A 13,185-nucleotide genomic window follows, 5' to 3' on the forward strand; every position below is an offset into this window, starting at 1 on the left:
GTAAGCCGCGCAAGAAATAGTCTAAGGCCATTCTTTAATCTTCATCACGAGCAGAGTTTCAGGTCACGAAGAGCACCTAGTTACTGGAAGCAAATCCAAGCTGTACGACAGGAGACGCCCCCTGCCGAATACGCGACTGTTTGCGAGGTGATCGAAGATAACAAGGCCTACCCTTTTCCAGGACTTGGCAATTCGTTCCCGGTCGAAGAGTCGAAAGTTCCAGATCCAGCTTTTGGTCTTCTAAGGCCGCTAAAGCTCACAAATGAACTAGCACTGCAAGTTGCGCGTCTAAACCACTACTCTAGCAAACTAACCGATGCTCTGAACAGTCTCGCGGATATCAATGATCATTTGGCCCGAGGGCGCCTGCGCGAAACCGAAGAAGCCCTAGCTGAGCACCGGCGACTATATGGACTTTCCCTGATCGCACTGAAAAAGGACCTTCTCGCGGCCTTAGAGCGCGACGGACTCGCAGGACTTTCAAGGCGGTACAAGTCACTCACCGCCGACTGTCAGAACACGGCATGGGCCCTGCTAGCTCACTACGCCTACGATATGATCGACCCAACATTTAATCCGACCAGAGCTGCTTTGAGGTGGCTTCGTTTAGCAGACGGCCATCTTGCCGACGACCCTTGGTACGCCCGGATACTTCAGGACGAACTCCTGACTCTTTCCACCGACGCACATGGGCTTTCGTGCTCATTGCTCAGATACAGCGCGCTATCCCTACTCGACCTCGCCATTCTACTTTGGCGGAAGCGCAATTCTCCTCCATTTAACAGTTTGATTCAGTCCGCATTCCAAAATCTTACTGACCCGATCAAGTCAACTCTAATTCAGCGATTCTCGAACACTCCACTTCAAGTACCCCGCGCTTATGGCCCTCGCGATAACGGCGGCATTAATGACACAGATATCTACCGGACAAGTTTCTTCTTCGATGACTCTTCCTCTGTGGTCACTTGGCGATGTCAACTTAATCCACTGATCTTCGCCGAACGACCCGACATGTCAAAGATCAATCTTGACGCGAACGTCCCACGCTTTAGCGGCGCCGCCAACGCGATCATTGAACACCCCGCCCAGGCACAGGCGGCGATTCAACAGCTCGATGATTGGCAACTAGCCTTCTTAGCTGAAGACTCACAGCTAAAGAGTCGCACATTCCTGTCAGCCGCGCTCATCGCAGAAAGCTCCAGACGAATGCTTGCACGCCAGCAAATCGATCAAAGCTCCGTTGCAGAGCTACTATCTTCCACCGACGACATCCAACTTTTTTCCTCGGCCCGGACCTTTGACGCACTGCTCAATTCAGAACTAACAAAACGCTCAAAATTACTTACGTTTGTCTTGTGGGAGTTAGTTTATAGACAAAAACGCACTCAAGACAATGAATTGGATCGCCGCCTAGCGTTCATGCGTCTTTTTGATCAAAACTCAAGCCTAACCGACGTATTCGAAACAGTTGCAAAGACCTGCCCATCTACAGCGATTCTATTAGCTAGAACATGCTCAAGAACGTTTCTTGAACGACTATTCATGATGATGTCTTCCGTCAAGGATGTGCTCGAAGCGCGATTGGAGGTCTGCCGATGGCTAATAGGAAAGACTGACCCTGCTTCTGATACACTTCAAGAAGAATGCGAAGCCCTGATACGAGAACTTGAAAATTTAGAAGCTAGGTCTGACCTTGACAGCACGCGCGTTCACGTCGACGAAGAGTCACTTCGCGAGTGGTTTTACACGCTTCATAGCGCGAGCGTCTCACGGTACAAACAAACAGCTCAGGCTGAAGATTCAGGACCTTCATTTGGCTCACTTATAAAGTTTTTCTCCAATCTCGAAAAGCCAGGCCCAAAAGTCGACGACTTTACCGCCGAGACGCAAATTGGCTCCGAGTTTCTATTGATCGCAATCGTCGACGCCACGCTCAAGACCTTTGTTTCGGATCGCACTTTTGGTTTGGATGCATACCTAAGCCGCAGGATTCGACATGGAACCCTAAATGGCCACGTGATGACGCCCGTTACAAGAGCGCTTGGCCGCCTCGCCGAATTGGTTTCTCTCCACGAACAAGCTCATGCATCGAGCGATAACTCGGGCGCGATTCGCTTTGCCGAGGACTTCAGGGCATTTCTTCTTGCGGAGCTGGATCATGCCCGGAAGGACGTCATTCAGATCCAAAGCGCCGAGCACCCAAAAGGATTGATACAGGCGCAATGGCGAACTCCAGCTAACATTCAACATTTGGACGCCATGACAGCGCGGGTTCGCAGGCGCGTAATAGAATCAAATGGTGCTTACGATGTATTCCCTGATATCTACTCATTTTGCTGGGACTGCCTGGAATCCGACTTAGCTCAACTAAGACGGTATATGCTTCGAGATTTCCTACCGGCTGCAACACGCAAGTTGTTTGAGCTTTTTGAGCAAATGCCATCTCCTGATGACAAAGAGATGGTCTATCCATTCTTGCACGAATGCCGACAGATAATCGAGGCGAGAATACAAGAGGTATGCGGCTGGTTCATCCGCCCGGTGTTTCGGAGAGATCGATATAGCCTAAAAATGCTCATATCTACCACACTCTCGATCGTACGAGAGCTAGATTACGAGTATGATTTTTCTGAAGACGTCGTTGTATCTGACGACATTTCTCTGAACAGAGGCAGCTTTGATGTCTTCGGAGATGCACTGTTCGTCTTGCTTGGCAACGCCGCAAGACACGGAAAGCGCGATGGGCACATACACGTTTCCGCGCAAGTAATTGGTGGCAGTAACATAGTTCAGCTTGAGGTCACTTCCGACGTCTCCTCGGCGGATCATTACCGAGATGCGATTTCTCGGATTGACACCGCCTTTAATAAAGACGCTCAAGCTATTGCTCAGGCCGCTGTTCAGGAAGGCTTTAGCGGCTTGATGAAGCTGGCAGGCCTGATAGTCCGCGTCCGATCACCTTTCGTTGCTCTTTGGGTAGACGGAAACGAACACAACCTCACGATTACATTCAAGCTTAGATTACCCTCTGAAATTACATTTACAAGGATGCGCGGCTAATGAATGTGCTTCTTGTAGAAGACGACGAATTTAAGGCAACAGACATATTGAAGGTCCTCGAGGAGTCCTTCTCTTCATCCAGCGTTGTTCGAGCAATGTCCGTGACCTCGGCACTAAAGGCCATAAACGGCGAGACTTTTGCTTTGATCGTGCTGGATATGTCTCTCCCAACGTTCGAGATGTCCGGACTAGGTGGAGGCGGCTCGCCGCAAGGCCAGGGTGGGCTCGAGGTACTTCGGCTAGCGCGTCGCCTCAACAACACGTCTCCATTCATTGTAGTAACACAGTATCCAGACATCGAAATTGATGGAAGGGACGTTCCATTATCGATTGCCGCCAAAGCTCTCCGGGTACGCTTTGGTGTAGACGTGAAGGCCTGCCTACTATACGAGTTTGATCGAGATAGCTGGCGCTCTCCCTTACGCAATTATTTGTTAGACCTAAATAGAAACGGCAAAGGGGGCAATCCATGAGAGTTCTAATTATTGACGATGACAAGGACAAGTCCACATCAATTTCCGAGGCAATAGACTCGTCGCTAAATGGAAATCATAGATACTCAGTGACCGTTGTAAGTACTTTAGCCGACGCTATTCGGGTGTTGAGCGAAGTTCTGTTTGATTTAGTTATTCTCGATTTGATGCTTCCATATCTTACAGATGGCCCTGCCGACAGCCGAGCCGGCCTTGAGCTTCTCCGCCAACTCCGATCAGTCGATGGAAAGAACCGCAGCACTCCCGTGATTGGTCTATCCGCATTTCCGGACGAGGTTGCTGCGTACAGAGAAAAATTCGATGAACTTGGCGTACTTATAACAAAGTTTGACAGTACCGAAACTTGGCGCCGATCACTATTACGAATAGTAGAAGACATTGACTCGCGAAGCGAGACGAAGACGCCTTTGGATTTTTTGGTCGTCTGCGCTCTAGAAGAGGAACGTCAGGGATTTCGGTTTACCGATTTTACAAAGATATCCGAGGTCGTTGTTGGCGGCCTTAACGTACATTACGTGTACCTTGAAGGAGAGCGGCGCTACTTTGGGGGACTAATGCGACTCGGTCAAATGGGGTTGGTAGCATCCACCTATGAAGCCACCTGGGCGCTAAACGTTTTCCACGTCGATATCATATGCATGAGTGGTATATGCGCAGGCTTTAGCGGCCAGACCAAACTGGGGCAACTCGTGGTTGGATCACCAGTCTGGGAGTACCAAGCGGGAAAATGGTCGGAAAACGGCTTTGAGATTGCCCCCACCCAGATTCCTTTGAAATCACAAACTCGCGCAATTATCGATCATACAATATCGAAAGACGAGTTCCGAGAAATGTTGGAGGCGCGAATTGATGGCAACTACCTTAGACCGGCACTGAGGTCGACACCGAAGCTCGCTCCCTTTGTGACCGGCTCTGCCGTGATCGCAGATGCCCGAAGACTAGCTCATATTGAGCAACAGCATCGGAAGATCGCGGCACTCGATATGGAAACATTTGGCGTTTATTTCGCTGCCCATGAAGCGCCAACAAATCCAAAGCACTTCTTTTCGGCCAAGTGTGTTGTCGATTTTGCAGATACGGATAAGAACGACAATCTGCATCAATATGGCTGCGCTGTTTCGGCTAGAGCGACCGAGGCACTGTTGCTCGAACTATTGAAAGGATCGTAGAAGTTTTTACCGGTCCCGCAGGCCATAAGCCGCCGAGCTTTTGGCGCGCCGGAGGCTTATTGGGGCTGCAAGGGAGTCGGCGCGGGGGCCCGCCCCTCATCGAAACGCCGACACCACGATCGCGCCCACGATCGCAACCGTCAGCGTGTACTTCGCCGTGTAGTACACCGTCCTGTTCCACGCCTTCACCTTGCGCGTCGCCAGGTGAAACTCGTACAGCTTGCCGAACACCTTGTTCAGCACGCCGACATGCTCGCCCTCGACGTTCTGCGTCGCGGAGGCCTTGACGATGTGGTGGCTGACCCAGCGGTTGATCGCCGCGATGAAGCCGAGCTTCATCGGGCGCTCGACGTCGCAGAACAAAATGATGCGGTTCTGGTCGGTCGCGTTCTCGGCGCTGTGGATGAAGGTCTCGTCGAACATGAAGGCCTCGCCGTCGCGCCAGACGCAGGGCACGCCGTCGACCAGGATGCGGCACTTGTCCGAGTTCGGGGTGACCAGGCCGAGGTGATAGCGCAGCGAGCCGGCGAAGGGGTCGCGGTGGGCGCCGAGCTTGCCGCCGGGCGGCAGCATCGCGAACATCGCGCCGTGGACGTTCGGGATGGAGTTCAAAAGCTCCACCGTCCTCGGGCAAAGCGTGCGCGCCGAGGGCAGGAAGTCGTCGTACCATTTCAGATAGAAGCGCTTCCAGCCGCTCTTGAAGAACGAGTAGAAGCCCCAGTCGTTGTTCTTGGCGGCGGCGCGGATGAAGCCTTCGTCGAACAGGCGAACCGCCTCCTCGCGGATCTCCTGCCAATTGTCGGTGAGCTTCTTGAGCTCCGGAAACTGCTCGACAGGGATCACCGGCGTGTTCGGCACGGCCGAGCCGGCATACATCAGCACGTTGTAGGGCGCGAGATAGGTCGAGTGGTCGCCGAGCTGGCGGGCGAAGCGCAGCCGCTCCTTGCCGCGGAAATGGACGTAGATGGTGGCCCCGATCAGGATGTAGAGGCCGATGAGCTGTGGCGCGAAGAGCTGTCTGAGCATGCCCGGTACCCATGATCCGGCCGCTCAGAGCGTGTTGCGCAGAACCGTGTCGCCTTATGGGCGAGATCGAAGGTGGTGCTCTGATGCCGACCGCGAAAGCCACAATTTAGCCGGAAGCGCGGCAGGCCGCATCCCCCGGGACACGGGTTGTGACGGGAAACAGACGGCAATAGTTTCTCGCCGTGCTCTGGCGGCAACAGCTGGGCTTGGCCGGCTCGCGCTCAGCGCCGGGGCGTCACCCCCGCGCCATCTCCTGCAGCCCCTTGAAGGTCAGCCGCTTCGGATCGCGTACGCCGGCCAGATACATCCGGCGGATGAAGGCGGCGACAGCCTCGCGGTCGCACCCGGTCAGGATGACGACGGCATCCACCGCGGTCTTCTGGGCCTCCATGGGACTGGTCCTCCTGGCATTGCACCCGGCACCGGCAAGCTTTCACGACGCCGATTAACAGCGCGTTAACCGTGCGGACGGCTGCCAGTTCCCAATGCCCGGATTCGGCTCCTCGCCCAATACGCGAAACCGCGGATGTTGCTCGGCGGACTCAGTCGGGGGCGTGATGCTCACCCTCCCCTGGAGGGGGAGGGTCGGTCGCGCGCGAAGCGGGCGACCGGGGTGGGGTGATCTCTCCGCCGGGAGCGGTGCGAGTGGAGAGACCACCCCACCCCGCCTCGCGTTTCGCTTCGCTCTCCGCGAGGCGACCCTCCCCCTCCAGGGGAGGGTGAAGAACCGTCTTCGCCGTGGTCACAATCAGACCATGAAGAAGTCCTGGGGCGTCTCGACGCCTCGCTCATCGTCATGGTGCGAGGCGAGCTTCTGCCGCGTCGGCCGGGTCGGCGGGGTGATGACGCGCCGCTCCAACTCGGACGACGCCGGGATCGTATCCACAAACCTCACGGCGAAACCGTCGGGGAAATGCCGGACCACGCGGCCGATGCAGCTGCCGACGGCGAGCGGCGTGCCGATCTCCGGCTGGACCGCCGCCGAGACGGCCGCGCCCGACATCGACGCATCGATGACGAGACACGGGATGCAGCTGCCGTCGGCGAGCGTCAGTTCCGAATGCGGCGAGTTCGGCACGAAGCGCGTATCGCGGCGGGAATCGCGGATCGTCGGATCCTTCTGCTTCTTCTCCAGCCAGACCAGCTTCTCGGCGAGCTTGGCGCGCTCGGCGCGCGTCATCTCCAGCTCGAGCAGGAAGCCGCCATGCACGGTGTCGCTGATCTCGCCTTCGAACTTGCCGAAGTCGCGGAAGTACGAGGTCAGGCGGTCGCCGACCTTGCCGACCACGGGCACGTCGAGCAGCGCACGAAACGGCGACACGCGCGTGGTGCGGCAGGCGAAGGAGCGCAGGCGCCCCTGCGGATCATACCAGTTCGGCAGCGTGTAGGTGCCGACCGTCTGAATCCGGACCGCGCGCTGCTTCAGGAATCGAGCAACCGACATTGCACGCCTCCCCTCGCCCATCCATCCCCAAGACCCGCGACCGCCCGCAGCTCTCGCCGCGGCGCAACAAATACAATCTTTGCGTGTATTTTCGAGCGGAATACAACGCGCAGAACAATCCCAGCCATCATGCCCGGACCGTGCGCGTAAAAGCCTAAGAAAGTCTGAAAATGAGACCGGAATTCCCGCCCAACGGAATCGTAGGGCGAACCCGTTTCGGCTTTCTGAATTTGCGGCCCCGTCCGATTACGGTGCAGCGCGGCAGGCAGTGTCGGCATCATCGCCCCCCATGGTGAGTGCAGCGCGGACGTTCCACGCAACGCAGAGGCAAGTCGGGATCCGCCGATCGCGTTCGCGCGCGACGGCACAACCTCGCCGACGACGTGGTCGTTCCTAAGCAAGCGTTGTTAGCAAACGATCAAGCTTAACGAGATGCCCACTGAGGCGCGGCTGCAACTCACGATCTCATTCTGCTGAGCGCACGGCGACGGATGCGTGCAGACGCGTCCCGCGCAAATAGCTAACACATTCGCGGCGTTTCACTATTTTCACGCTAACAACCTGTTCACCACTTGCGCAATCGTTGCTTGAGGCGGGTGCTGCAGCCCGCCTCGTTCAAGTCTGCTTATACCATTGGCGCTTAGTCGTTAGTCAGGGAGAACCGCTGTCGATCGATGCGCGCGTTTGCTCCCTGTGTATGAGTAGAAAGTAGTCCGCGCATGATGACCGCACGCATCGTGGTGTTAACCATCGCTCTCGGCGCTGGCGGCGTTGCGGCCTATCTCGTCAGCAACTCCGAAGGCCAGCAGCCGGCGCCCGCAGCCCCCGTCGTGCAGCTGCCGACGGTCGAGGTGCTCGTCGCCAAGAGCGACATCGGTCTCGGACACGCGATCAAGCCCGGCGACCTCGTCTGGCAGACCTGGCCGGAGGCTGCGAGCAACATCTTCATTCGCCGCGGCGACCGTCCCGAGGCGGCCAATCAGCTGGTCGGCTCGATCGCACGCGCCCCCTTCGTCATCGGCGAACCCATTCGCGAGCAGAAGCTGGTCAAGTCCGACGGCTCGGGCTTCATGGCTGCGATCCTGCCCGCGGGCATGCGCGCCATCTCCACCGAAATCTCGCCCGAGACCGGCGCCGGCGGCTTCATCCTGCCGAACGATCGCGTCGACGTCATCCTGTCGAAGCGAGACAAGAATCCGGACAAGCCGGGCGCGGCCGACGCCGTCAGCTCGGAGACCATCCTGACCAATGTGCGCGTGCTCGCGATCGACCAGGCGCCGAAGGAGAAGGAAGGCCAGAACACCGTCGTCGGCAAGACCGTGACGCTCGAGCTCAAGCCCGATCAGGCCGAGACGCTGGCCCGCGCACGGCAGGCCGGCACGCTGGCGCTGGCGCTGCGGAGCATCGCCGACGTGAACGCGGCCGAGACCAACACCGCCGAGGCCCAGCAACAGCAGCAGATGGCGCGGCGGGGCAACGCCATCGAGATCATTCGCTACGGGGTTTCGACCTCGCAGACCGCGCAGAAGTAAGGACGGGGAAGATGACGGGGCATCAACGCGCAAAGATGGGGATGGGGATCGTCCGCGCGCTCTCCATGTCGGCAGCCGTGGCGCTGGCGCTGACTCCGGCGATCACGCCGGTGAAGGCGGCCGAGGACAGGCTGGACACGCCGGTCGTGTCGGTCGGCTCGTCCAAGGTCCGCTACATGTCGCTCGGCATCGGCAAGTCCGTGGTCGTCGACTTTCCGCAGGACGTCAAGGACGTCCTGGTCGCCGATCCCAAGATCGCCAACGCCGTCGTCCGCTCGGCGCGGCGCGCCTACATCATCGGCGCCACCGTCGGCCAGACCAACGTGGTGTTCTTCGACGGCGAGGGCCAGCAGGTCGCGGCCTACGACATCGCGATCAAGCGCGATCTCAACGGCGTGCGCCAGGCGCTCAGCCAGAGCATTCCCGGCGTCAAGATCGACGGAGTCGGCGACGGTGTGATCCTGACCGGCTCGGTGTCGAGCCCGGTCGAGGCGCAGCAGGCCGGCGAGATCGCGGCAAGGCTGGTCGGCGGCGCCGACAAGGTCGTCAACTCGATCGCCGTGCGCGGCCGCGACCAGGTGATGCTGAAGGTCAACGTCGCCGAGGTCAGGCGCGAGATCGTCAAGCAGCTCGGCATCGATCTCAGCGCCTCCATGACCTGGGGCACCGCGGTCGTGAACTTCAACCAGACCAACCCGTTCACGGCCTATGGCAAGTCGCTGGTGTCAGGCAACGGCCTCTCCGCGATCGGCGGCGGCAACCTGTCGTCGGTGGCGGCGACGATGCGCGCGATGGAGACCGCGGGCGTCGTCAAGACGCTGGCCGAGCCGAACCTGACCGCGATCTCCGGCGAGTCCGCGACCTTCATCGCCGGCGGCGAGTTTCCGGTCCCCGGCGGCTACGCCTGCGATCCCAAGACGGGCCTGTGCAGCACCTCGGTCATGTTCAAGAAATTCGGCATCTCGCTGAACTTCACGCCGGTGGTGCTGAGCGAAGGCCGCATCAGCCTGCGCGTCATGACCGAAGTCTCGGAACTGTCGAACGACAACGCGATCACCGTGTCCTACGCGCTGAGCGCGGGCGCGACCTCGTCGGTGACGATCCCCGCGATCCGCACCCGCCGCGCCGAGACCACGCTCGAGATTCCCTCGGGCGGCTCGATGGCGATGGCCGGCCTGATCCAGAACCAGACCAAGCAGGCGGTCAACGGCCTGCCCGGGCTCAACCAGCTGCCGGTGCTCGGCCAGCTGTTCCGCAGCCAGGACTACGTCAACAACGAGACCGAGCTGATGGTGATGGTGACGCCCTATGTCGTGCGCGCCGTCGCCCAGAAGGAGCTGTCGCGGCCGGATGACGGCTTTGCGCCGGCGACCGATTCGGAATCGGCGCTGCTCGGCCGCATGAACCGGCTCTACGGCATCGCCGCCAAGGTCGACGCGACCACGGGGCAGCCGGCCGGCTTCGGCTTCATCATCGACTGAGACGACGGGGACCATGGGGCACGGGGGAACGATCATGTCGGGATCAATTGGAGACGACGGACGGCGCGCGTCATGGCGGGTCGGCGCGCTGGCGAGCCTCGCGCTCACGCTCGGCGCCTGCAACTACACCAGCGGCGAGGTCGTCGCGACGATCCCCGACGACTACCGGATGCGCCATCCGATCGCGATCGAGGAAGGCCGGCAGTCGATCGTCGTGTTCGTCGGCCAGGGCCGCGGCGGCCTCACCGGCCCGCAGCGCGACGACGTCATCGGCCTCGCCCGCTCCTGGAAGCGCGAGGGCACCGGCGCCATCGTCGCCGAGGTGCCGGCCGGCACGCCGAATGCGCGCGCCGCCGCCGACGTCTATCACGACATCCGCGCCATGCTGACCGCCAGCGGCGTGCCCTCGCGCGCCATCACGATGCGCAACACCATGCCGGACGACCCGCGGCAGCTCGCCGTCATCCGGCTGAGCTATCCGAAGATCGCCGCCGTCGCCGGCCCCTGCGGATTGTGGCCGGACGATCTCGGGCCGAACATCAACAATCCCGGCTACAGCAGCAATCAGCACTATCAGAATTTCGGCTGCGCCACGCAGCGCAACCTCGCCGCGATGATCGACAACCCGGCCGACCTCGAGCAGCCGCGCTCCGAGACCGCCGCCTACACGCCGCGCCGCTCCGCTCTGTTCGAGAAGTACCGCAAGGGCGAGTCGACGGCGATCACCTATCCGGATGCCGACAAGGCCAAGCTCAGCGATACAGGCAAATGATCAAAGCGTCGCGCCACAGCCAGGATGAGCAGCCCGTGCCGAGCGGCCCGGTGCTCGACGATCACATCGCGCCGGTGCCGCGCGTCTCGGTGCAGGCGTTCTGCGAGACCGACCAGACCTCGTCCGCGATCCTCGCCGCGAGCCAGGACCGCAGGCTCGGCAAGGCGCATATCACGATCAAGGCGGGCGGCATGCCGCGCGCGATCGAGACCTACAATTCTCAGCCGACGCCGAACGTCATCGTGCTGGAGACCAAGCCCGGCGGCGACATTCTCGGCGGCCTCGACGATCTCGCCAGCGTCTGCGATCCCGGCACCCGCGTGGTGCTGATCGGCAGCCCCGCCGACGGCGTCGCCTATCGCGAGCTGGTGCGGCGCGGCGTCAACGACTACGTGGTCGGCCCGGTCGAGACCATCGACATCATCCGCTCGATCTGCAGCCTGTTCTCGGCCTCCGAGGCCGTCATCACCGGCCGCATCATCGCGGTGGTCGGCGCCAAGGGCGGCGTCGGTGCCTCGACGGTGGCGCACAACGTCGCCTGGAGCATGGCGCGCGACCTGACGCTGGATTCCGTGGTCATCGACCTCGACATGGCGTTCGGCACCGCCGGCCTCGACTACAACCAGGACCCGCTGCAGGGCATCGCCAACGCCATCTTCCAGCCTGACAGGCCGGACACCGCGCTGATGGACCGCCTGCTCGCCAAATGCACCGAGCATCTCAATCTGCTCGCGGCGCCGGCGACGCTCGACCGCGTCTATGATTTCGGCGCCGAGGCGTTCGACGCGATCTTCGACACGCTGCGCCTGACGCAGCAATGCATCGTGCTCGACGTGCCGCACCAATGGTCGGCCTGGACGCGCCACGCGCTGATCAATGCCGACGACATCCTGGTGGTGGCCGAGCCGGATCTCGCGAATCTGCGCAACGCGAAGAACCTGCTCGGCGTGCTCAAGGCCTCGCGCCCCAACGACCGGCCGCCGCTGTACTGCCTGAACCAGGTCGGCATGCCCAAGCGGCCGGAGATCGACCTGAAGCGCTTCGCCAAGACGGTCGAGGCCGAGCCGGTCGCGGTGATCCCGTTCGACTGCAAGCTGTTCGGCACGGCCGCCAACAACGGCCAGATGATTGCGGAGGTTGGAGCGCTGAGCCGCACGCCGAAGCTGTTTCAGGAGATCGCCAACCGGCTCACCGGCCGCGTCGATGCGAGGCCGCAGCGCAGCTCGCTGCTGGCGCCGATCGCCAGGCTGCTCGGCGCGAAATAGCGCTCAGTCGTCGGAACGGCTCAGCGCCTTCGCCAGCGCCTTGTCGGGCTGGCCAACCACCGGGCGGTCGTGGCGCGGCGACAGCTCGCGCTGTGCCATCTGCCTTCGCACCAGGATCTTCTTCACATAGGCGACGTTGGCATTGGCCTGCTCGGGCGGCAGCCCGGTTCGCGCGATGCTCTCCGCCTCGCTCATGCGGCCCTGCAGGCCGACGATGACGGCGAGATTGGTGCGCACCCGCGGGCTCGCCTCGGGATTTGCGCTCGCCTTGCGCAATTGCTCCTCGGCCTTCGGCAGCTCGTTGGACAGCGCATAGGACAGACCGAGATTGGACAGCACGGAAGGGTCGTCGGGCGCGATCTTGAGCGCGGTGACGTAGTACTGCCGCGCCTCCTCGTTGCGCCCCATCTGGTCGAGCGCGGCGCCCTGCGCCGAGAGGATGCGCCAGTCCGGATCCTCCGGCGAATGCGCGCGGCTGAGGACGTCGAAGGCCTGCTGGAAATTGCCGTTGTCGGCGAGCGCGCGGCCGTAGGCGGCCAGCAGCGCCTTGTTGCCGGGATTGGCGATCGTCGCCTGCTCGAGCACGGCGACCGCCTGCGAGCGTTGGCCGGTGGCGCGCAGCGCGCTGCCATAGCGAAGCGAGACGTCGGGATCGTTCGGCGCGGCGCGGAAGCGCTCGCGGAGCTGGTCGAGCTCGGCGCGCGGATCGGATGCGGCTCCGCCGGGCTTTTCGGACTTGCCGCCGAGTGCGCCGGTGATGTCGCCGAGATCGGTGGTCTGGCAGGCGCCGAGGCCAAGCAGCACGACGCCGAACGACAGCGCGAACGCGGCCGGCCGGAGCAGAGGGAGGGAGCAGGAGGGCCGCGTACGCATGCAACTGAACTACTTCGGGACCAGATGACCTGCACGCTGGCAGATTAACCCTAAGGTCCCGTTAAGCAG

The 13,185-nt window shown here is 60.8% G+C and carries 11 protein-coding genes; 7 read left to right on the forward strand and 4 right to left on the reverse strand.

The genetic code is table 11. The features are described 5' to 3' along the window. The first annotated feature begins 147 nt into the window (after nt 1-147). Genes QX108_RS09920 through QX108_RS09930 form a run of 3 tightly spaced genes read left to right on the forward strand, consistent with a single transcriptional unit; the run spans nt 148 to nt 4,723 of the window. Entirely contained in the window at nt 148-3,060 is a 2,913-nt protein-coding gene (locus tag QX108_RS09920) for a hypothetical protein (protein WP_315781532.1), read from the forward strand. Further along, entirely contained in the window at nt 3,060-3,533 is a 474-nt protein-coding gene (locus QX108_RS09925; protein ID WP_315781534.1) for a hypothetical protein, read from the forward strand. Before QX108_RS09920 ends, QX108_RS09925 begins: the two co-directional genes overlap by 1 nt. Then, nucleotides 3,530-4,723, forward strand: coding sequence for a response regulator (locus QX108_RS09930; protein WP_315781537.1), 1,194 nt, complete (start codon nt 3,530-3,532; stop codon nt 4,721-4,723). Before QX108_RS09925 ends, QX108_RS09930 begins: the two co-directional genes overlap by 4 nt. 96 nt (nt 4,724-4,819) lie before the next feature. Here QX108_RS09930 and QX108_RS09935 read toward each other — a convergent pair whose 3' ends face one another. From QX108_RS09935 to QX108_RS09945, 3 genes are all read right to left on the reverse strand, one after another. After that, nucleotides 4,820-5,749, reverse strand: coding sequence for an aspartyl/asparaginyl beta-hydroxylase domain-containing protein (locus QX108_RS09935; RefSeq protein ID WP_315781541.1), 930 nt, complete (start codon nt 5,747-5,749; stop codon nt 4,820-4,822). Nucleotides 5,750-5,984: 235 nt separating this feature from the next. Further along, a complete protein-coding gene (locus QX108_RS09940) occupies nt 5,985-6,140 on the reverse strand; it encodes a hypothetical protein (protein ID WP_172112695.1) in 156 nt (51 codons plus the stop codon). A 357-nt stretch (nt 6,141-6,497) separates the two neighbouring features. Continuing rightward, nucleotides 6,498-7,193: a PilZ domain-containing protein gene (locus QX108_RS09945; RefSeq protein ID WP_315781544.1), complete on the reverse strand. Its 696-nt coding sequence runs from the start codon at nt 7,191-7,193 to the stop codon at nt 6,498-6,500. A gap of 719 nt (nt 7,194-7,912) precedes the next feature. Here QX108_RS09945 and cpaB point away from each other — a divergent pair. From cpaB to QX108_RS09965, 4 genes are read left to right on the forward strand one after another with little or no spacing between them, the layout of a single operon-like run. Further along, nucleotides 7,913-8,725, forward strand: a complete 813-nt coding sequence (gene cpaB, locus QX108_RS09950) for a Flp pilus assembly protein CpaB (protein WP_315781547.1) — start codon at nt 7,913-7,915, stop codon at nt 8,723-8,725. An 11-nt stretch (nt 8,726-8,736) separates the two neighbouring features. Continuing rightward, on the forward strand, nt 8,737-10,206 hold the full coding sequence (locus QX108_RS09955) for a type II and III secretion system protein family protein (protein WP_315781550.1): 1,470 nt from the start codon (nt 8,737-8,739) through the stop codon (nt 10,204-10,206). A gap of 34 nt (nt 10,207-10,240) precedes the next feature. Further along, a complete protein-coding gene (locus QX108_RS09960; RefSeq protein WP_315721177.1) occupies nt 10,241-10,978 on the forward strand; it encodes a CpaD family pilus assembly protein in 738 nt (245 codons plus the stop codon). Next, nucleotides 10,975-12,243 carry a CpaE family protein gene (locus tag QX108_RS09965; protein WP_315721178.1) on the forward strand — a complete coding sequence of 423 codons (1,269 nt, stop codon included), beginning with the start codon at nt 10,975-10,977 and terminating at the stop codon, nt 12,241-12,243. The genes QX108_RS09960 and QX108_RS09965 overlap by 4 nt, the downstream gene beginning before the upstream one ends. Nucleotides 12,244-12,246: 3 nt before the next feature. Here the strand turns inward: QX108_RS09965 and QX108_RS09970 are convergent, their stop codons facing one another. After that, nucleotides 12,247-13,116, reverse strand: coding sequence for a tetratricopeptide repeat protein (locus QX108_RS09970; RefSeq protein WP_172112689.1), 870 nt, complete (start codon nt 13,114-13,116; stop codon nt 12,247-12,249). Nucleotides 13,117-13,185: the final 69 nt, after the last annotated feature.

The organism is Bradyrhizobium sp. SZCCHNR1002 (assembly GCF_032381435.1).
GTDB classification, from domain to species: Bacteria; Pseudomonadota; Alphaproteobacteria; order Rhizobiales; family Xanthobacteraceae; genus Bradyrhizobium; species Bradyrhizobium aeschynomenes.

What these genes read in the sequence shown, in the direction of transcription:
- QX108_RS09955 (WP_315781550.1), top strand. Translation starts at nt 8,737, where the DNA reads ATGACGGGGCATCAACGCGCAAAGATGGGGATGGGGATCGTCCGCGCG.
- QX108_RS09925 (WP_315781534.1), top strand. Translation starts at nt 3,060, where the DNA reads ATGAATGTGCTTCTTGTAGAAGACGACGAATTTAAGGCAACAGACATA.
- QX108_RS09945 (WP_315781544.1), bottom strand. Translation starts at nt 7,193, where the DNA reads ATGTCGGTTGCTCGATTCCTGAAGCAGCGCGCGGTCCGGATTCAGACG.
- QX108_RS09970 (WP_172112689.1), bottom strand. Translation starts at nt 13,116, where the DNA reads ATGCGTACGCGGCCCTCCTGCTCCCTCCCTCTGCTCCGGCCGGCCGCG.
- QX108_RS09965 (WP_315721178.1), top strand. Translation starts at nt 10,975, where the DNA reads ATGATCAAAGCGTCGCGCCACAGCCAGGATGAGCAGCCCGTGCCGAGC.
- cpaB (WP_315781547.1), top strand. Translation starts at nt 7,913, where the DNA reads ATGATGACCGCACGCATCGTGGTGTTAACCATCGCTCTCGGCGCTGGC.
- QX108_RS09930 (WP_315781537.1), top strand. Translation starts at nt 3,530, where the DNA reads ATGAGAGTTCTAATTATTGACGATGACAAGGACAAGTCCACATCAATT.
- QX108_RS09940 (WP_172112695.1), bottom strand. Translation starts at nt 6,140, where the DNA reads ATGGAGGCCCAGAAGACCGCGGTGGATGCCGTCGTCATCCTGACCGGG.
- QX108_RS09935 (WP_315781541.1), bottom strand. Translation starts at nt 5,749, where the DNA reads ATGCTCAGACAGCTCTTCGCGCCACAGCTCATCGGCCTCTACATCCTG.
- QX108_RS09960 (WP_315721177.1), top strand. Translation starts at nt 10,241, where the DNA reads ATGTCGGGATCAATTGGAGACGACGGACGGCGCGCGTCATGGCGGGTC.